This window comes from Streptococcus sp. 27098_8_51, from assembly GCF_041432205.1.
Lineage (GTDB): Bacteria > Bacillota > Bacilli > Lactobacillales > Streptococcaceae > Streptococcus.
Genome location: NZ_JAPVZE010000010.1, coordinates 1 through 17,613, shown reverse-complemented (window position 1 = coordinate 17,613; position 17,613 = coordinate 1). Strand labels below are relative to the sequence as shown.

The 17,613-nt window shown below is 42.8% G+C and carries 19 protein-coding genes; 8 read left to right on the top strand and 11 right to left on the bottom strand.

Annotation, left to right across the window (positions count from 1 at the left end):
* Window positions 1-3: 3 nt before the first annotated feature.
* From O3622_RS07000 to O3622_RS06970, 7 genes are all read right to left on the bottom strand, one after another.
* Entirely contained in the window at window positions 4-459 is a 456-nt protein-coding gene (locus O3622_RS07000; protein WP_162279123.1) for an NUDIX hydrolase, read from the bottom strand.
* Between the two features lie 149 nt (window positions 460-608).
* On the bottom strand, window positions 609-1,040 hold the full coding sequence (locus O3622_RS06995; RefSeq protein ID WP_000485110.1) for an SseB family protein: 432 nt from the start codon (window positions 1,038-1,040) through the stop codon (window positions 609-611).
* A gap of 21 nt (window positions 1,041-1,061) precedes the next feature.
* Window positions 1,062-2,183: a tRNA 2-thiouridine(34) synthase MnmA gene (gene mnmA / locus O3622_RS06990; RefSeq protein ID WP_038804687.1), complete on the bottom strand. Its 1,122-nt coding sequence runs from the start codon at window positions 2,181-2,183 to the stop codon at window positions 1,062-1,064.
* Window positions 2,184-2,611: 428 nt separating this feature from the next.
* Window positions 2,612-4,003 (bottom strand): argininosuccinate lyase, encoded by a 1,392-nt coding sequence (argH, locus tag O3622_RS06985; protein WP_371607270.1) that lies wholly within the window; start codon window positions 4,001-4,003, stop codon window positions 2,612-2,614.
* A 27-nt stretch (window positions 4,004-4,030) separates the two neighbouring features.
* Window positions 4,031-5,227, bottom strand: coding sequence for an argininosuccinate synthase (locus tag O3622_RS06980; RefSeq protein ID WP_000031908.1), 1,197 nt, complete (start codon window positions 5,225-5,227; stop codon window positions 4,031-4,033).
* Window positions 5,228-5,242: 15 nt separating this feature from the next.
* Window positions 5,243-6,049: an ABC transporter substrate-binding protein gene (locus tag O3622_RS06975; RefSeq protein WP_371607269.1), complete on the bottom strand. Its 807-nt coding sequence runs from the start codon at window positions 6,047-6,049 to the stop codon at window positions 5,243-5,245.
* Window positions 6,050-6,326: 277 nt separating this feature from the next.
* The gene (locus tag O3622_RS06970) at window positions 6,327-6,950 is read right to left on the bottom strand and encodes a LysM domain-containing protein (RefSeq protein WP_000060316.1); all 624 of its coding nucleotides are present in this window, start codon (window positions 6,948-6,950) and stop codon (window positions 6,327-6,329) included.
* Window positions 6,951-7,191: 241 nt separating this feature from the next.
* On the opposite strand from O3622_RS06970, the gene sdaAB reads away from it, so the two are divergent.
* Genes sdaAB through O3622_RS06955 form a run of 3 tightly spaced genes read left to right on the top strand, consistent with a single transcriptional unit; the run spans window position 7,192 to window position 9,401 of the window.
* Window positions 7,192-7,863: an L-serine ammonia-lyase, iron-sulfur-dependent subunit beta gene (gene sdaAB / locus O3622_RS06965; protein WP_000555868.1), complete on the top strand. Its 672-nt coding sequence runs from the start codon at window positions 7,192-7,194 to the stop codon at window positions 7,861-7,863.
* An 8-nt stretch (window positions 7,864-7,871) separates the two neighbouring features.
* Window positions 7,872-8,744: an L-serine ammonia-lyase, iron-sulfur-dependent, subunit alpha gene (gene sdaAA / locus O3622_RS06960; protein ID WP_000500029.1), complete on the top strand. Its 873-nt coding sequence runs from the start codon at window positions 7,872-7,874 to the stop codon at window positions 8,742-8,744.
* Window positions 8,745-8,771: 27 nt separating this feature from the next.
* Entirely contained in the window at window positions 8,772-9,401 is a 630-nt protein-coding gene (locus O3622_RS06955; RefSeq protein ID WP_251464103.1) for an HAD-IA family hydrolase, read from the top strand.
* A gap of 96 nt (window positions 9,402-9,497) precedes the next feature.
* Here O3622_RS06955 and O3622_RS06950 read toward each other — a convergent pair whose 3' ends face one another.
* The 4 genes from O3622_RS06950 to O3622_RS06935 all read right to left on the bottom strand — a co-directional run bounded on the left by O3622_RS06950 (window position 9,498) and on the right by O3622_RS06935 (window position 13,115).
* Window positions 9,498-9,713 carry a DUF805 domain-containing protein gene (locus tag O3622_RS06950; protein WP_000759533.1) on the bottom strand — a complete coding sequence of 72 codons (216 nt, stop codon included), beginning with the start codon at window positions 9,711-9,713 and terminating at the stop codon, window positions 9,498-9,500.
* On the bottom strand, window positions 9,688-10,110 hold the full coding sequence (locus tag O3622_RS06945) for a DUF805 domain-containing protein (protein WP_042903042.1): 423 nt from the start codon (window positions 10,108-10,110) through the stop codon (window positions 9,688-9,690). The genes O3622_RS06950 and O3622_RS06945 overlap by 26 nt, the downstream gene beginning before the upstream one ends.
* Before the next feature lie 248 nt (window positions 10,111-10,358).
* Entirely contained in the window at window positions 10,359-12,209 is a 1,851-nt protein-coding gene (locus O3622_RS06940; protein ID WP_071851735.1) for a nucleoside-diphosphate sugar epimerase/dehydratase, read from the bottom strand.
* 75 nt (window positions 12,210-12,284) lie between these two features.
* Entirely contained in the window at window positions 12,285-13,115 is an 831-nt protein-coding gene (locus tag O3622_RS06935) for a glycosyltransferase (protein ID WP_371607268.1), read from the bottom strand.
* 221 nt (window positions 13,116-13,336) lie between these two features.
* Here O3622_RS06935 and O3622_RS06930 point away from each other — a divergent pair, with 221 nt between their 5' ends.
* The 5 genes from O3622_RS06930 (at window position 13,337) to O3622_RS06910 (ending at window position 17,496) form a co-directional block, all read left to right on the top strand.
* Window positions 13,337-14,503 (top strand): CynX/NimT family MFS transporter, encoded by a 1,167-nt coding sequence (locus O3622_RS06930; protein ID WP_371607267.1) that lies wholly within the window; start codon window positions 13,337-13,339, stop codon window positions 14,501-14,503.
* 136 nt (window positions 14,504-14,639) lie between these two features.
* The gene (locus O3622_RS06925; RefSeq protein ID WP_000273860.1) at window positions 14,640-14,966 is read left to right on the top strand and encodes a PadR family transcriptional regulator; all 327 of its coding nucleotides are present in this window, start codon (window positions 14,640-14,642) and stop codon (window positions 14,964-14,966) included.
* Complete coding sequence (locus O3622_RS06920; RefSeq protein WP_268717323.1) at window positions 14,953-15,546, top strand: DUF1700 domain-containing protein; 594 nt, start codon at window positions 14,953-14,955, stop codon at window positions 15,544-15,546. The genes O3622_RS06925 and O3622_RS06920 overlap by 14 nt, the downstream gene beginning before the upstream one ends.
* Window positions 15,539-16,471 carry a DUF4097 family beta strand repeat-containing protein gene (locus tag O3622_RS06915; RefSeq protein WP_371607266.1) on the top strand — a complete coding sequence of 311 codons (933 nt, stop codon included), beginning with the start codon at window positions 15,539-15,541 and terminating at the stop codon, window positions 16,469-16,471. The genes O3622_RS06920 and O3622_RS06915 overlap by 8 nt, the downstream gene beginning before the upstream one ends.
* A gap of 62 nt (window positions 16,472-16,533) precedes the next feature.
* Window positions 16,534-17,496, top strand: a complete 963-nt coding sequence (locus O3622_RS06910; RefSeq protein WP_371607265.1) for a DUF6574 domain-containing protein — start codon at window positions 16,534-16,536, stop codon at window positions 17,494-17,496.
* Window positions 17,497-17,613: the final 117 nt, after the last annotated feature.

The following is a 17,613-nucleotide window of genomic DNA, read 5'->3' as shown; positions in this document are numbered from 1 at the left end:
CTCCTATTCCTCAAGATGAATGTGTTTTAGTTGGCCGTTCCATTCTGGTAGGGCTGTTTTTAAAAAGGCTGGAACTAGCTGGATATTCTGGAGCTGATCCAAATCAATCCACTCACAAGGTTGCCTTTTCTCATCTTCCTGCATGGTCAATGGAGCTTCTTCAAGCAAATTCACCAGGTAATGAAACTCGATGTTGTGATAGGAAACACCGTCCTGTTCAAAACGATTTTCAACCACGAAAGCTAGCTGCCCAGCTTGAGCTTTGACACCTAGTTCTTCCTTCACTTCACGGACTACCGCGTCTTCCGTGCTTTCATTGACTTGAATCGCACCGCCGATAGTGTAATATTTACCCTTGTCTTTAGTAACTAGGAGCTTGCCATTTTGGAGAATCAAGGCTGCCGCCCGAACACCAAAGACCGTGTCTCCCACTGTTGTCCGAAAGTCTTGTTGAGTCATTTTTGTCCTTTCCCCTAAACGACACAAAAACAGTCAAAACTCCAAAGAAGTGCAGGACAAAAAAGCCTGCAACATCCATGAGCTTTGACCATCATTTCTATTGCTTTTATTATTGTAGCAAATTGAGAAAATTTGTCAATCTAAATGTACTATAATTGGCGAATCGCTTCAAAAGCTCCTTTGTCAATCTCGACTGGGTCAGAGAAGGCATCCAGAACAATCCCTCTCACCGGAAACTCCCCTATCTCTTCCGCAACAGATAAACAGTCCGTAAGAGGTAATTGCAACCAGGAAAAACGGTCATAATAGTCCCTGGGAATATCTTGTTCAGTTAAGAAACAAGGATAGAAGTAGTCGTCTCCCTTTCGCAGAATATCCGGTTTTAGTCGTACCCCTTCTTGTTCATCACTCTCATCCAGAAGATTCGGATTGAAGGGGACCCAGACTTTAGCTTGTTTCAATTCCTTGAACAAGGCTTCAATTGACTCTGTCGTTTTCTCTCTCAAATACTCTTTCTTATAGTCAGAGAGGCTCATTGTTTGCTCTTTTTTAGCCGTTTTTTTCTTAAAAAACTGAAACATTCTCTTTCCTCTTAGAAAATCTTAAATGTACTGACAAACCTGTCCATCGCGGTAGGCATTGTCAATCAAACCGCCACCGAGACACTCTTCGCCATCGTAAAAGACAACTGCCTGTCCTGGTGTAATCGCACGTTGTGGTTCCGCAAAGATAACTTCTGCCTTGTCTCCTTTGACATGAACTGTTACCTTAGAGTCAGGTTGACGGTAGCGGAATTTAGCCGTACATTCTAGTGTAAATTCCTCTGGCATCTCACGAGTAAAGTGAACTTGACTGGCCTCTAGGCTTGTTGACATAAGCGAATCATGATAGAAACCTTGGCCGACATAGAGGATATTTTGGCTCAAATCTTTTCCGACAACGAACCAAGGGGCATTGTCACCGCCGTGTTGCCCACCGATACCGAGTCCGCCACGCTGACCAATCGTATAATACATAAGTCCTGCATGCTCGCCCATATCGCGACCGTCCACAGTCATCATGCGACCAGGCTGAGCTGGCAGGTAGTTACTGAGGAAGTTTTTAAAGTTCTTTTCTCCGATAAAGCAAATCCCTGTCGAGTCTTTCTTCTTAGCAGTCGCAAGGCCTGCCTCTTCTGCGAGTCTGCGAACTTCAGGCTTTTCCAAATGTCCCAAGGGGAACATGGTTTTTTGGAGTTGTTCTTGCGAAAGTTGACTGAGGAAATAGGTCTGGTCCTTGCCATTGTCCACGCCACGAAGCATGTGAACAATGCCATCCTCATCACGCGCCACTCGAGCATAATGCCCAGTCGCTACATAGTCTGCACCCAAGGTCATGGCATAGTCCAAAAAGGCCTTGAACTTGATTTCCTTGTTGCACATAACATCTGGATTTGGCGTGCGCCCTGCACGGTATTCCGCTAGGAAATACTCAAAAACGCGGTCCCAATACTCTTTTTCAAAATTGACAGAGTAGTAAGGAATGCCGATCTGGTCTGCCACCGCAGCCACATCCTTGTAATCTTCGGTCGCCGTACAGACGCCGTTTTCATCTGTGTCATCCCAGTTCTTCATGAAGATACCGATCACATCGTAGCCCTGCTCCTTGAGCAAGAGAGCCGTCACCGACGAATCAACACCACCACTCATCCCCACGACAACACGTGTTTTAGAGTTATCACTCATGGTAAGTCTCCCATCTATTCGTTTATTCATACCCTTCAAAATTCTATTTATTATGACTTTCAAAAGAATTTCTTTGAGTATCGTCTTTTCGTTTGCTTTTAGGAGTAAAATGGTCTGGGAGACCATTTTAGCCTATCATCTTAAAATGAAAATATGATAGGCAACGAGTCGCAGGCATAACTTGAGTTCGCTCAATCAGTCTGGGAGACTGATTGAGGTTATAAATCAGACAAGCTCTGCTTGCATCTCATTTCGAGTTAACGACGTAATAAAAGATAAACGAAATGACTAGTTCACGATTGAAGGTCGTGTGTGCTTCAACGATTGAAGGTCGCTTGAGCAGTATTCATTATAACACGCTTGGTTAGAGAAGACAAGAAAGAGGTTGATAAATCACCTCAACCTCTCTTTCTTCCTTTGCAAACGAATCAATTTTCCCCTTTAAGTTCTTTCTTCGCTTGTTCTATCTGGTATTTCACTTGCTCAAAGCCGGTTCCTCCTAAGGAATTCCGTCTCTGAACAGCGGTTTCTGGGCGCAAGTAGATATAAATATCCTCTTCAATCAAGGGATGGTAGACTTGCAACTCCTCCAAATCCCAATCTTGGATGTTTTTACCATGCTTGATAGAGTCTAGAACCAATTTCCCTACTATTTCATGCGCTTCTCTAAAGGGAAGACCTTTTTCTGCCAAATAATCTGCCAGTTCGGTCGCATTCGAAAAATCATTCTCTGTGGATTGCTGCATTTTGGCCTCATTAACCTGCATGCTCGATAGCATACCTGCCAGCACATCCAGAGAATTCAAAATCGTTTCTACTGTATCAAACATGCCTTCCTTGTCCTCTTGCAAATCCTTATTGTAAGCCAGAGGCAAAGACTTCATGACGGTCAATAGTCCAAGCAAGTTCCCGTAAACCCGTCCTGTCTTCCCTCGAATCAATTCGGCCATATCAGGATTTTTCTTCTGGGGCATGATAGACGAACCCGTTGAAAAGCTATCAGACAAGCTAATGTACTGATACTCAAAACTGCACCAATTGATGATTTCCTCACAAAAACGACTCATATGCATCATCAACATGCTGGCATTTGACAGAAATTCTAAGATAAAATCACGGTCACTCACTGCGTCCAAGGAATTGGTATAGGGTTGTTGGAAGCCCAATAAATCACTCGATAATTGACGATTGATTGGAAAAGTTGTCCCTGCCAAGGCAGCCGCACCCAGGGGAGATAGGTCCGTATGTTTCAAGTTAAATGCAAAGCGCTCGCTATCCCTTTGGAACATATTATAATAAGCCATGAGATGATGGGCAAAACTAATCGGTTGGGCATGTTGCAAATGAGTATAACCTGGCATGATGGTTTCCACATGTTTTTCAGCCAAATCCAGCAAAACACTGTTCAGATTCGCCAACTTATCCAAGACATGGCCAAGCTGCTCCTTTAGATATAAGTGCATATCCGTTGCGACTTGGTCATTCCGAGAACGAGCCGTGTGTAGTTTCCCAGCCAGAGGACCAATTTTCTCTGTCAGCAACACTTCCATATTCATATGAATATCTTCATTTGCAATATCAAAATGAAGCTCTCCTGCCTCTAAATCTCGCAACAAAGCTTGCAGACCATCTTGGATCTGCTCTGCCTCTTCCAAGCTTAAAATGCCAGTCTGTCCTAGCATTTGAACATGAGCTAGGGAACCCATCAAATCAAATTTTGCCAGCTGGTGGTCAAAAGAAATACTCGCACCGAACTGTTCTACCCAATCTTCCACAGTGCCTTCAAATCGACCACCCCATAATTTTGTATTTTTCGGCATATCCTGTCGTCCCTTTCTATCGCGTCACTACTCAACATTTTTCTGAACTTCTGAATAAACCTTAGTCGGAAGCCCCCAAAGCTTGATAAATCCAACAGCCGCATCTTGGTCAAAAGTATCCGCACTAGTATAAGTCGCCAAATTTTCATCGTAAAGAGAATTTGGTGATTTCCGAGCCACTACCTGGGCGTTCCCCTTATAGAGTTTAACTTTTGCAGTTCCATTGACAACTTTCTGTGTCTCCTTGATATAGGCAATCAAAGCCTGAGTTGCTGGGCTAAACCACAAAGCATTATAGATGAGATTGGACAACTCATTTTCGATAATAGGTTTGAAATGAGCCACTTCTCTCACAAGAGTCAAGTCTTCAATCTCCTTATGAGCTGCCAATAAAGTCACAGCGCCTGGGCACTCATAAATCTCTCTTGACTTAATACCGACTAGGCGATTTTCCACATGGTCAATACGACCGACACCATGTTTGCCCGCAATTTCATTTAGCTTTTGAATCAAATCCGCTACTTTCATCTTCTCACCATTGAGGGAGATGGGCACCCCGCAGCTAAACTCAATGTCAATAAATTCTGGACTGTCTGGTGCCTCTTCCGGCGAAGATGTGATTCCAAATGCTTCTTCTGGCGCTTGGTTCCAAGGGTTTTCCAAGACACCACATTCATTTGCACGTCCCCAAAGATTTTGATCGACAGAGTAAGGATTGTCAAGGTCAGCAGGAACTGGAACACCGTTTTCTTTGGCATATTGGATTTCTTCTTCACGAGACCATTTCCACTCACGAACAGGCGCAACTACTTTTAAATTGGGATCCAAAGCCGCAATAGAGACTTCAAACCGAACTTGGTCGTTTCCCTTACCTGTACAACCATGAGCAATTGTGGTTGCCCCCGTCTGATGAGCTATCTCAACTAGTTTTTTTGAAATAAGAGGGCGACTCAGAGCAGATACCAAGGGATACTTCTGTTCATAGTAGGCATGAGCCTGAAGGGCCACTAAAACATAGTCATTAGCAAATTCTTCCTTAACATCAATGACATAAGACTCAACAGCCCCAACCTTGAGAGCTTTATCGTGGATGAATTCCAGATCTTTTCCTTCACCCACATCCATACAAACAGCAATCACATCATAGTCTTTTTTTAACCATGTAATAGCAACTGATGTATCCAATCCACCTGAATAGGCTAAAATGACTTTTTCCTTACTCATTTCTCATCCTTCTTTCTATTTTTCGATAGAGGCTTTAAAAGCATCGTCAATCAATTTGTCCAACTCCCCAGAATCCTTCAACTTCTGGATGGTTTTGTCAACCGCCTCTTTTAATTCTTTACTGTCTTTTTTCATCGCAACAGCGTAGGAATCTTCTTTGTCATTGTCAAAATCAAACTCAGCGATGGCTAGGTCTGGATTATTCTCTATAAATCCTTTCGCCACTGGTTCCTCAAAGATAACCGCATCCAGTTGCCCTGATTTCAAATCTGTTATCAAATTTCCATTTTTAGGAAGTGAAACGAGAGAAGCATTCTGCAAGGTTTCTTTGGCCAGAGTTTCCTGGATAGAGCCTTTCTGCGCTCCAACCTTTTTCTGAGCCAAATCCTTGACTGATTGGTAATTCGTTAATTCAGATTTTCTTACGATAACCTTATTTTTCGAAGTGTAGTAGGGAATTGAAAAATCGTAAACTTGACTTCTCTCCTCCGTTTTAGAAACACCTGATATGGCAAGATCGGCCTTGCCTGAATCAAGACTAGCCAGTACATTGTCAAAACTCATTGGAGAGAACTCCACTTCTACACCTAGTTCCTTTGCGATGGCTTTGGCTAGCTCAACATCTGAACCTACAATCTGATTTTTCCCATCGACCAATTTCTGATATTCAAATGGAGCAAACTCTGGATTTAGGGCCACCACCAATTTTCCTTTAGCCTTAATGGCTTCAACACCTTGGGATTGAGCGTTACTACAAGCAAATAATAAGGGAAACATAAGCAAACCAAACATCGTCATCAACACCTTCTTCACTTTATTCATAGAAGAGCCTCCTTTTATTTTTATACTTTATTGTTGTATAAATAATACTCCTCTCATTTTCGTTTGTCAAGAAAAAACTGTATTTTATTTCATTTAAATCAAGAAAAAGCTTATTATATGATATATTCTTACACATAATAAGCTTATTTATGCTATTTGAGTTTTAAAACAATTTGAAGAATTTTGTCGGAATTATACAAATAGAGCATTGCTGAGAAGCTCGTTTCGCTTTTTGTTCTAGAGAAACAAAAAAGAGCCCTAAAGGACTCTTGTATTCTTAATACCAACCGTTGTTAAGCCAGAAGTTCTTGGCAGCTGTCCATGAACCGTAACGTCCTGCAACGTAGGCATCTGCTACACGTTCTTGGTTTTCAGCTGAGTAGTCACCGTTCAAGTATGAATCTGTCAATTGGTAACGTCCGATGTAACGTCCGTTTGTAGCAGTGTAGCTACCACCTGATTCTTTTTGAGCGATCCATTCTTTGGCTTCTGCTTCAGAACCACTTACAGTAGAAGCTGCTACAGTGTTGCTTTCTGCTGCTGGAGCCGCTGGTGTAGCTGGCGCTTCATAGGTTGTTGTTTCAGTTACTTCTTCTGCAGCTGCTGGTGCTTCATAAGTTGTTGTTGAAGCTGCAGCGGTTGCAGTTGCTGTCGATGGAGCTGTTCCTTCGATAACCAAAACTTGGTCAACAAAGATAAGGTGAATATCTTTGATGTTGTTTTTTGCTGCCAATTTTTCAACAGTTGTGTTGTACTTCTCAGCGATTTCTGAAAGAGTATCACCTGATTTAACTGTGTAAGTTACAGTTTCTTGGGCAGATGCAAGTGATGGAGCAAAGAAAGCAAGCAAAGCTGCTACTCCTGCGATAGTTGTTTTAATTTTTTTAGTTGTTAATGACATATCTAAAAATTCTCCTTCCATTGGATATATCTATGATACCTTTTAAATGTTACCGTTGTTTAACGGTTTTATGTAGAAATATTACAAAAATGTTTTATATTTACCGTTTTACAGAGGTTTTTGTCACAAAAGACCTTATTTTATACTATCTTTAATCATTTTAAGCTTTTGATAAGGGAAATAAGCGCAGCGGTCCATTCTTTGATATAATAGATATAAGAATCTTTGTAAGGGGAAACAGATGCACTCACTTCGTTTTCAATCTGTCTTTGATATTATCGGACCAGTTATGATTGGCCCATCAAGTAGCCATACTGCTGGAGCTGTTCGCATCGGAAAAATCGTCTCTTCCATCTTTGATGATACGCCGACAGAAGTCGAATTCCAATTATTTAACTCATTTGCCAAAACCTACCGTGGTCATGGAACGGACCTTGCTCTCGTCGCTGGTATATTAGGTATGGATACGGATGATCCTGATATTCCAAATAGCCTAGAGATTGCCCATAAACGTGGTATCAAGATTGTCTGGACCATTCAGAAAGACAGCAATGCCCCTCATCCTAATACCACTAAAATTACTGTGAAGAATGAACACAAATCCATTAGTGTGACAGGAATTTCCATCGGTGGAGGAAATATCCAAGTTACGGAACTTAACGGCTTTGCTGTCTCTCTCAACATGAACACACCGACCATCATCATCGTGCATCAAGATGTTCCAGGTATGATTGCCCATGTTACTGAAGCCCTCTCTCGTTTCGATATCAACATCGCTCAGATGAATGTGACTCGAGAAAAAGCTGGAGAAAAAGCCATTATGATTATCGAAGTCGATAGTCGAAGTTGCGAAGAGGCGATTGAAGAAATCCGAAAAATCCCTCATCTCCACAATGTCAATTTCTTTAAGTAGGAGGAAACATGTTTTATTCTATCAAAGAATTGGTCGAGCAGGCGGATCTAGACTTCCAAGGAAATGTCGCCGAACTCATGATTGCGACAGAATATCAACTAACTGGTCGGGAACGGCCAGAAGTTCTCCTCCTCATGGAACGCAATCTAGAAGTCATGAAAGCCTCTGTCGAGCTCGGTCTCAGTGAAAATAAATCCCGTAGTGGCCTAACGGGCGGAGACGCGGCCAAACTAGACCGCCATCTCAAAAGTGGCAAGGCCTTGTCGGACTTTACCATCCTATCAGCAGCCCGTAATGCCATCGCGGTCAATGAACACAATGCGAAGATGGGCTTGGTCTGCGCTACCCCAACCGCAGGAAGTGCTGGCTGTCTGCCAGCCGTTCTCACTGCTGCTATCCAAAAATTAGACCTTAGCCACGAAGAACAGCTGGATTTCCTCTTTGCTGCTGGTGCCTTTGGACTAGTCATCGCAAACAACGCTTCTATCTCAGGCGCTGAAGGTGGCTGCCAGGCCGAAGTTGGCTCTGCCTCTGCCATGAGTGCCGCAGCCTTGACCTTGGCTGCAGGTGGAAGCCCCTATCAGGCTAGTCAAGCCATTGCCTTTGTCATTAAAAATATGCTGGGCCTCATCTGTGACCCCGTCGCTGGTTTGGTCGAAGTTCCCTGTGTTAAGCGCAATGCCATGGGAGCTAGCTTTGCCTTTATCGCAGCAGACATGGCCTTGGCAGGTATCGAGTCTAAGATCCCTGTTGACGAAGTCATCGATGCCATGTACCAAGTCGGATCGAGTCTTCCAACTGCCTTTCGTGAAACAGCTGAGGGTGGACTCGCCGCTACACCTACTGGTCGCCGCCTACAAAAAGAAATCTTCGGAGAATAAGCTTATCTATATCTATTAGGAGAAACTATGCCCTCTATCTCAGCAATCTTTTTTGATCTAGACGGAACCCTGGTTGACAGTTCCCTCGGGATCCACAATGCCTTTACCCATACCTTTAAAGAACTAGGAGTTCCAAGCCCTGATGCCAAAACCATTCGTGGTTTCATGGGACCACCCCTTGAAAGTAGTTTTGCAACATGTCTTCCCAAGGAACAAATCTCAGAAGCTGTTCAAATCTATCGTTCTTACTACAAGGAAAAAGGAATCCACGAAGCGCAACTCTTCCCCCGAATAACGGAATTGCTTCAAGAGCTTTCGCAAAACTACCCTCTCTACATCACTACAACAAAGAATACTCCTACTGCTCACGATATGACTAAAAATCTGGGAATCCATCATTTCTTTGATGGCATTTATGGTTCTAGTCCTGAAACACCACACAAGGCAGATGTCATCCGTTACGCCTTGCAAACGCATCAACTCCATGCAGACCAAGTCCTCATCATTGGGGATACCAAGTTTGATATGATTGGAGCCCAAGAAACTGGCATTAAAAAGTTCGCTGTTACTTGGGGATTTGGAGAAGAGGCTGATTTGCTCAGCTATCAACCTGACTGGATTGCCCGTACCATTGATGATATCATTAAGCAACTATAAATAATACAATATACAAAAATACTCCTAACGCTAGTGAACTAGGTTGAGGAGTATTTTTTTATATCTTGTTACTATCAGAAGGAATCAACTCCATGCTTAAGCAGTAATTTGATCCTGTTCTTCAGTATCTGCATCTTCATCCTTCTTACTTGGCCAAGCAAGCATTACAATAAGAGCAATCGGTCCAACGATAGGAACCAAAGCAATGAAGATAAAGGCCCAGTGGAAACCAGCGTCTCGTAAGCAGCGAAGCGACTCAGCCGTTTTTAAATGGAGTAGAAATATCTTAATATTTTCGTACCATTTCTTCAAACCGAGAATCTTCCGTATTCTCTTTATCTTTTTCACTATTCTCTATCACTTTTTCTCCAAATCGTTGACTTGGCATAGCGAGCATAACGAGCAGTGTTATTGCACCCAAAGGAACAAATACAATAAAAATATAGGCCCAATGGATACCCACATCTCGTAAGCGACGTACTATCAGTGCTAGTAGAGGAACAAACTCTATTATAAACAAAATAATACACATACTGAAGACCGCAATATTCCTGATGGCTTTATCAGATTCTACTCCAGTAAAAAGTGAGTAGTAGGCGGGCAAGAAAATCACCATATTTAGTAGCCAAACCCACCAAAATTCTGGACGTGTGGAACGACCAGAAAAATTCGCGTAGCCTTTGAAAAAACTCCTAATAGCAGTCAGCATACAATAATCTCCTTTTGATTTTAATACTTATTTTGCAAAGTTATGTTACCAGCTTAAAAAAGAGGTAGTTTTTAGAGTGTCTGAAATCACTCTCCTGATAGATCACATAACATCGTCCCTTGAATAGTTGCGCTTATTAATCCTTTGAAAGAGACGATGTTTTCTACTCTCTATTTATAAAAACCAGCTTTCTGATTTCCTCAGAAAACTGGCGATAGTTGTTTCATTATGAAGGTAGATGGACACTCTTACTCAGCATGGGTTGTCTCATTTGCAAAGGAAATGATTGCTTCTTTGAGCTCATCTCCGCTGAGTGAACGGAACTCTTCAATCTTTTGATCAATAGCTTCTAGCGGCATGACATTTACCTTACCAACGAAAATCTTGTCCATGACTTGGTTATCAACCAATTCGGTCGAAACCAAGAGTTCTTCATAGAGTTTTTCACCTGGGCGAATACCGACTTCAACGATTGGAATTTCACTTTCTGTGTGCCCGCTTAGAAGGACCATTTTCTTAGCCAAGTCATAGATCTTAACTGGTTTACCCATATCGAGGATAAAGACTTCTCCGTCCTTGGCATAAGCCCCAGCATGGATTACTAGACGGCTAGCCTCTGGAATGGTCATGAAGTAACGTGTCATACGGAAGTCTGTCACCGTTACAGGACCGCCTTCAGCAATCTGACGTTCAAAGACAGGAATCACACTACCACGACTACCCAGAACATTCCCAAAACGGACTGCACAGTAGGTTGATTTGCTACGTTGGTTAAAGCCAGTGACAATCAACTCTGCCACGCGCTTAGTCGCACCCATAACATTCGGTGGATTGACCGCCTTGTCAGTCGAAATCATGACCATCTTAGGTACTTTGGCTTCATCAACAGCCTTGGCAACATTGTAGGTTCCGAGAATATTGTTCTTGAAGGCTTCTTTTGGATTGCGCTCCATCATCGGAACGTGTTTGTGGGCTGCAGCATGGTAAACAATGGCTGGTTTGTACTGCTCAAACACCTGCAAGAGACGGTCATAGTCCTGAATATCTGCAATAACAGGAACATAATCAATCCCTTGGAATGTACGGATCAATTCATGATAAACGAGATAGATTGAGTTTTCACCATGTCCAAGCAAGACGATACGCTCGGGATTGAAGCGGCTAACCTGACGACAAATCTCCGAACCAATCGAACCACCAGCTCCTGTCACCAGGATGGTCTTGCCTGTAATCTCAGTACCCAGACGCGATTCATCGAGACGAATTTCCTGACGGCCCAAAAGGTCTGTGATATCAATTTTCTGGAAGCCACTGCCTGATTGATGGAGTCCTTGAACGACTGTCTCAACCTTAGGCATCTTGTAACATTTGACGCCTAGCTTATTACACATCTGCAAGATGCGTTCGTACTCTGATGGGTCAAGCGAAGGGATCGCTACGATAACACGCTCGATTTGGTGACGTTTAGCCAATTCAGGGAGATTATCATAAGAGCCCAATACTGGGATTCCACCTAGTTTTTGTCCCTTTTTCTTTTCATCGTTATCCAAAATCCCCACTAGCTCAAGGTCGCTAGTTGGATGTTGGTAGCTGTTCATAAAGAGGGCGCCACCATCACCAGCACCAATCAAGAAGGTACGACGATGTTCACCATCTCCACTACCTTGCTTACGCTTAGAATAAATCAGCTGCCAAGTGATACGAGGAAGCAAGATGAGGAAGGTACTCAACAAAATGAAGAGTACGATGAAACGGATAGAAAACAATGGAAGAAAGGCATAGCAGATTCCATAAGAAAGAACACTGCTGAGCATCACTCCGAAAAAGATTTTCATGAAATCCGTAATCTTGCTATAACGACTAATACTAGCATTTAGCCCCCAAAACGCAATCATGATTTGATAGAGGAGGAAGGCTAAAAGAGTGTAGATGACGTAATCCACAGGCGCCGGATTTATAAGGCCATAAAACAAGATATAAGATACGATGATGGAAACCACCATACTCAGAATATCAAATATCCCCCAAAATACTTGTTTTTGCTGTTTATTTAAAATTTCAACCAGATCAATCACATAATCTGTTAGTTTTTTATTCATAGGAATTTACTCCCCCTTAAAAGAGTCAGATGATACTGTTGTTATGATAACCTGAATCATTCAGTCTATCGGGGCTTACTTTCTCTTTCTTAAAAGTTTGACGAAGATAAACTGACGTACAAAGCCTGGACAAAGTGCAACAATGGCCTGAATGGCTACACTTTTAGCATATTCCATGTAAGAAATTTGCCCTCGCTCAAGCATCCTTTGGCGAGCTTGACGATAGAGTTTAAAGTAACGCAAGCCACCTCGACGCTCAAACATCCCTGCACCGACACGAACCTTACACAAGATTTGATCTAGGTTCCCAGTCTTGGCACCTGCAGCAATCATATTGAGCCAAAGGAGGTCATCCTCCATGTAAAGGCCGTCTTCATAGTTGCCCGCCTTGAGGACCATGTCCTTTTTGAACATGACTGTCATATGGTTAAAGGCGCTTCTCATTCTCTGATAAGCCACAATGTCTGCGTGCTGAGTTGGAACACGACGATAAGATACAATCTCATCTGGATTGTCAATGAACTCTGCGATATGCCCACCTAAGAGATCAAGATCTTCTTTCTCCATTAGCTGAAGCTGTTTCTCAAAACGATTCGGAACGGCTAAATCATCCGTATCCATGCGGGCAATAATGTCATACTGGCACTGTAAAACACCGTATCGAAGAGCCAAGCCTAAACCTTGATTTTCTTCTAAGGGGCACCGTTTAACTGGAATGTCTGACTGAGCTTCCACTTCATCTAGCACCTGATAGAGTTCGGGTGTGAGCGGCCCGTCCTCAACAAGAACAAGTTCGCTCGGTTTCAAGGTCTGGTTTTCAACACTTTTGATAGCATCTCTTAAAAACGTCGGATTTTCCTTTACATAGACCGACATCAAGACGCTGATTTTTTGCTTTTCAGGCACAGTTTTTCTCCAATGTATAGATTTCCTTCCACTATTTTATCACAAATTCTCCTAGTTTCCTATTTTTATATCAAATCAAGGAAAAATCTAGTAAAGAAATCCATCCCTTTTCACTTTATTTTCACTTCCATTGATTGATCTGTCTTGGCTGTCATTACTTGACATTATAAGGAAAAAACCTTAAAATAAGCTGTTATTAAAATCATCCTATCGAGGTTTTTATGAAAAAACAATCACTCTTTTTTGTTCTAGGAATTGTCTTAATCGGGACCGTTTTACGCTCTCCTTTTACTGCTCTTCCAACTATTTTAGGAGATATCGCTCAGGGACTAGGAGTGGAGGTTAGCTCTCTTGGGATTTTAACCAGTCTCCCTCTCTTGATGTTTGCTCTTTTCTCTGCTTTTGCAAGCCGCTTGGCACAAAAAATCGGACTAGAACATCTCTTTACTTACTGTCTCCTCCTCTTAACTGTTGGCTCTGTCATTCGTATCTTCAATCTTCCCCTTCTCTATCTAGGGACCCTAATTGTGGGAGCAAGCATCGCCATCTTCAATGTACTCCTCCCAAGTATGATCCAGGCAAATCAGCCTCAAAAGATTAGTTTCCTAACAACTCTCTATGTCACTGCCATGGGAATTTCGACAGCCATCGCTTCTTATCTCTCGGTCCCTATCACCCAAGCTAGTTCTTGGAAGGGCCTCATCCTCGTTCTCAGCTTTCTCTGTCTAGTCACTCTGCTAGTCTGGTTGCCAAATCATCGCCACAACCACTATCTAGAAGGGCAGCAAGAAAAGAAATCGAAAGAAAATATTCTAAAAAGCAAATCTGTCTGGGCTATCATTGTCTTTGGTGGTCTTCAGTCCTTGCTCTTTTATACAAGCATGACCTGGTTGCCAACTATGGCTGTTGGTGCTGGTATTTCTAATAGTGATGCGGCTCTCCTCGCTTCTATCTTCTCACTGATCAGCATTCCTTTTTCCATGACTGTTCCAAGTCTGACGACTCGTCTATCAGATGGTCACCGTCGAATCATGCTGGCAATTATCTCTATCGCTGGTATGATGGGAATTGCCATGCTCTTGTATCCAGCCAATAATTTCCTCTACTGGTTAGTTGTCCATCTCTTGATTGGAACGGCCTGCAGTGCCCTCTTCCCCTACCTCATGGTTTGCTTTTCTCTTAAAACCAGTTCTCCTGAAAAGACAGCTCAGCTATCAGGACTAGCGCAAACAGGAGGCTACATCTTGGCGGCCTTTGGTCCTGCCTTGTTTGGTTATAGTTTTGAACTTTTTCAATCTTGGATCCCAGCTGTCCTTGCCCTTCTAGCCATCGATATCATCATGACCATCTCACTCTTTATGGTGGATCGGGCTGATAAAATCCTCTAAACTTCTAGTTTATACTAGGAGTTTTTTTATATGTAAAATTTTTACACATATTTCTTGACAGGGCTTTCAACTTGAGATACAATATATTTGAAAAGAGTATATATAAAATTTTTATATAATATAAAGGAGGTTTCCCATGTACTTCCCAACATCCTCTGCCTTGATCGAGTTTCTCATCTTGGCTGTACTGGAGCAGGGGGATTCTTATGGTTATGAGATTAGTCAAACCATTAAGCTCATCGCCAATATCAAAGAATCTACGCTCTATCCCATTCTCAAAAAATTGGAAGCCAGTGGCTTTCTCACCACCTACTCTAGAGAGTTTCAGGGGCGTATGCGCAAATACTACTCCTTGACCAATCGGGGCGTAGAGCAGCTCGTTACTCTAAAGGAAGAGTGGACGCTCTATACCGACACCGTCAACGGCATCATAGAAGGGAGTATCCGCCATGACAAGAACTGACTATCTGACTCAGTTAGAAACCTATCTCAATAAACTGCCTGAAGCTGACCGCATCGAAGCTATGGACTACTTTAAGGAACTATTTGACGATGCAGGTTCAGAGGGCGAAGAGGAACTCATTGCCAGTCTGGGAACTCCAAAAGAAGCTGCCCATGATATCCTTTCTGATCTTCTCGACAAGAAAGTCAATGAAGCCCCTGCTCAAAAGAATGATCGCCAACTGCTACACATTGCCCTCCTGGCTCTGCTAGTAGCTCCTATCGGAATTCCGGTCGGGATCGGCATTCTCATGGCCATCATCGGTATTTTTATCGCAGCTGTCTCCGTCATTCTAGCCTTTTTCACTGTTTCGGTGACGGGTATCCTGCTAGGTGGACTCTTTATCATAGAGAGCTTTAGTGTTCTGGTCGAAGCCAAATCTGCCTTTATTTTGATTTTCGGAGCCGGTTTGCTTTCTATCGGTGCTTCTTCTCTTGTTCTACTAGGTATCTCCTATGTAGCTCGTTTCTTTGGCCTCCTAATCGTCCGCTTGGTGCAATGGATTCTTAAAAAAGGAAAGAGAGGTGACAGACATGCGTAAATTGACGAAAGGATTTCTCATCTTTGGTGTGGTTTCTACAATCCTTGGTTTTATCATGATTATTGTAGGCGCCCAGTCCAATGGTATTCAAAGTTTGCTTGCCATGTCAAAAGATCCCGTCTATGACAATCGTATCGAAGAAGTGACCTTTGGAAGCGAAGTGGAAAAACTTGATTTAACCCTTGAAGAACACAGCCTAACCATCACAGAGTCTGTAGATGACAAGGTCCATATCACCTATCATCCTTCGGTGTCTGGTCGTCACGATTTGACTACTGGTATGAGTGACAAAACACTGAGCGTCACTGACAAACAAGCCTCCCAACATCGTTTTCTCGGTTCAGGAATCGAAAGCCTACTTCGTATTGCCAGCAGTTATTCTCACCGTTTTGACGAAGTCATTCTCTCCCTACCTAAAGGAAGAAAGCTACAAGCTATCACCGTCTCAGCCAATCGTGGACAAACTAATATTCGTCAAGCCAATCTTGAAAATGCAACAATCAAAGCAAAAGGATATCTCTTAAGACTAACAGAAAGTTCTATCAAGAACAGCACACTAACGACACCTCATATCATCAATATCTTTGATACCGAATTGACAGATAGCCAGGTCAAGACGGAGGGGGGACACATCTATGCTGAAAATATTCATGTTCACGGTAAGGTTGAGCTAGAGGCCCATTCCACTCTAAACCTCATTCTCTCCCAGAAAGATACTGACCGTATCAATCTAGATCTTTCTTCTCAGCATGGTGGTATCTATCATAAACCCAAAGAAGAACATCGTGGACAAAAAGAGAATCAACTTGCCAACCCTTATAAAACTGAAAAAGCAGATATCAAAGATCTACTCATTGCAAAAGCCAATCAGGATATCTACCTACCCAAGGAAGAAGAATACTCTGCTCCACCTAGCAACCATTGACAAAAACGCTTTCATCTGCTAGTCTAAAGATAGAAAACGACCATAAAAAAGGAGGTTCCACCATGACACAAGAATGGTTTGAAAGTGCCGATCTTGAGAAGAAATCACCTCAGACGAAATCAGAAGTCCAACCCGACGAGCCAGAGACTTCAGAAACTGTGGAAACTGAACCACAAGTAAGCGAAGAAACTTCTGTCTCACCTAAAGAGATGGAAACCCACGAGGAGAAAGCTCCCGAAATGACTGAGGAAACCCAAACCGAGGAAGAGGGAGAAGGGAAAGCTGAAGAGGAACACAAGCAAGAAAACCCTACAAAAGAGAAAAGTATCCTCAGCAAGGCTTTAGAAAGCCCCTATATCCCAGATATTGACCCTCGTAAAACAGCCAGATTCAAAGAAGAAATCGCACTATTTTGGACTTGGCTGCTGGATGCTATCCAAGAACCAACTGCCAGCAAGACTACGGACCAAAAGCATCGTTACAGTGTCTTTGCCCTGCTCACTTTGCTGTCTTCGATTAACCTTTTCTTTAGTATCTATCATATCAAGCACCTCTACTATGGCTATATGGCCTCTATTGCCAATAGTTTACCTAACCAGCTCCCACCTTTGGATCTCTTTGCTGGCCTTTCTATCTTGGTCGCTAGCGCTCTATTTTACTTTTCCATCATTTTGGGAGGCTTTACTGTCCGACGTGTGCTGGATCAGGAGAGCGACTTCACATTCCAAGAAGCTTGCGATCGTTACAGCCGACTCTTTGCTATCCCGCTTGTCTTAACGGCTCTAGCAAGTTTCTTTGCACTTTTTGGCGGCTTGCGATTCGCTGGCATCCTCACTCTTCTAAGCATGACCATCTTTGCCCTTGGCAATCTCTTTGTGATTAGCAAGCCAAGTAAGGCTAGTAGCCTTGACCCATTTTATCGTTTCTTGCTAGCTGTCTTACTTGATGGCGCTATTCTCTTACCCTTCTTCATTGCAGAGCTCGCGCTGACAGTTGACTACCTTCGCATCCTGACATTCTTTTAACCAAAATCCCTGCCATTTGTTAATGACAGGGATTTTTATGTTTACTCTTTTTTTGAACCGTGTCTACTTGACGGCTGCCAATTCCTCAAAATTTTTTCCCAAAATGGCTTGTACTTC

Excerpts from the sequence above, each read along its gene's own strand:
- O3622_RS07000 (WP_162279123.1), bottom strand. The coding sequence starts at position 459 with ATGACTCAACAAGACTTTCGGACAACAGTGGGAGACACGGTCTTTGGT.
- O3622_RS06995 (WP_000485110.1), bottom strand. The coding sequence starts at position 1,040 with ATGTTTCAGTTTTTTAAGAAAAAAACGGCTAAAAAAGAGCAAACAATG.
- mnmA (WP_038804687.1), bottom strand. The coding sequence starts at position 2,183 with ATGAGTGATAACTCTAAAACACGTGTTGTCGTGGGGATGAGTGGTGGT.
- argH (WP_371607270.1), bottom strand. The coding sequence starts at position 4,003 with ATGCCGAAAAATACAAAATTATGGGGTGGTCGATTTGAAGGCACTGTG.
- O3622_RS06980 (WP_000031908.1), bottom strand. The coding sequence starts at position 5,227 with ATGAGTAAGGAAAAAGTCATTTTAGCCTATTCAGGTGGATTGGATACA.
- O3622_RS06975 (WP_371607269.1), bottom strand. The coding sequence starts at position 6,049 with ATGAATAAAGTGAAGAAGGTGTTGATGACGATGTTTGGTTTGCTTATG.
- O3622_RS06970 (WP_000060316.1), bottom strand. The coding sequence starts at position 6,950 with ATGTCATTAACAACTAAAAAAATTAAAACAACTATCGCAGGAGTAGCA.
- sdaAB (WP_000555868.1), top strand. The coding sequence starts at position 7,192 with ATGCACTCACTTCGTTTTCAATCTGTCTTTGATATTATCGGACCAGTT.
- sdaAA (WP_000500029.1), top strand. The coding sequence starts at position 7,872 with ATGTTTTATTCTATCAAAGAATTGGTCGAGCAGGCGGATCTAGACTTC.
- O3622_RS06955 (WP_251464103.1), top strand. The coding sequence starts at position 8,772 with ATGCCCTCTATCTCAGCAATCTTTTTTGATCTAGACGGAACCCTGGTT.
- O3622_RS06945 (WP_042903042.1), bottom strand. The coding sequence starts at position 10,110 with ATGCTGACTGCTATTAGGAGTTTTTTCAAAGGCTACGCGAATTTTTCT.
- O3622_RS06940 (WP_071851735.1), bottom strand. The coding sequence starts at position 12,209 with ATGAATAAAAAACTAACAGATTATGTGATTGATCTGGTTGAAATTTTA.
- O3622_RS06930 (WP_371607267.1), top strand. The coding sequence starts at position 13,337 with ATGAAAAAACAATCACTCTTTTTTGTTCTAGGAATTGTCTTAATCGGG.
- O3622_RS06925 (WP_000273860.1), top strand. The coding sequence starts at position 14,640 with ATGTACTTCCCAACATCCTCTGCCTTGATCGAGTTTCTCATCTTGGCT.
- O3622_RS06920 (WP_268717323.1), top strand. The coding sequence starts at position 14,953 with ATGACAAGAACTGACTATCTGACTCAGTTAGAAACCTATCTCAATAAA.
- O3622_RS06915 (WP_371607266.1), top strand. The coding sequence starts at position 15,539 with ATGCGTAAATTGACGAAAGGATTTCTCATCTTTGGTGTGGTTTCTACA.
- O3622_RS06910 (WP_371607265.1), top strand. The coding sequence starts at position 16,534 with ATGACACAAGAATGGTTTGAAAGTGCCGATCTTGAGAAGAAATCACCT.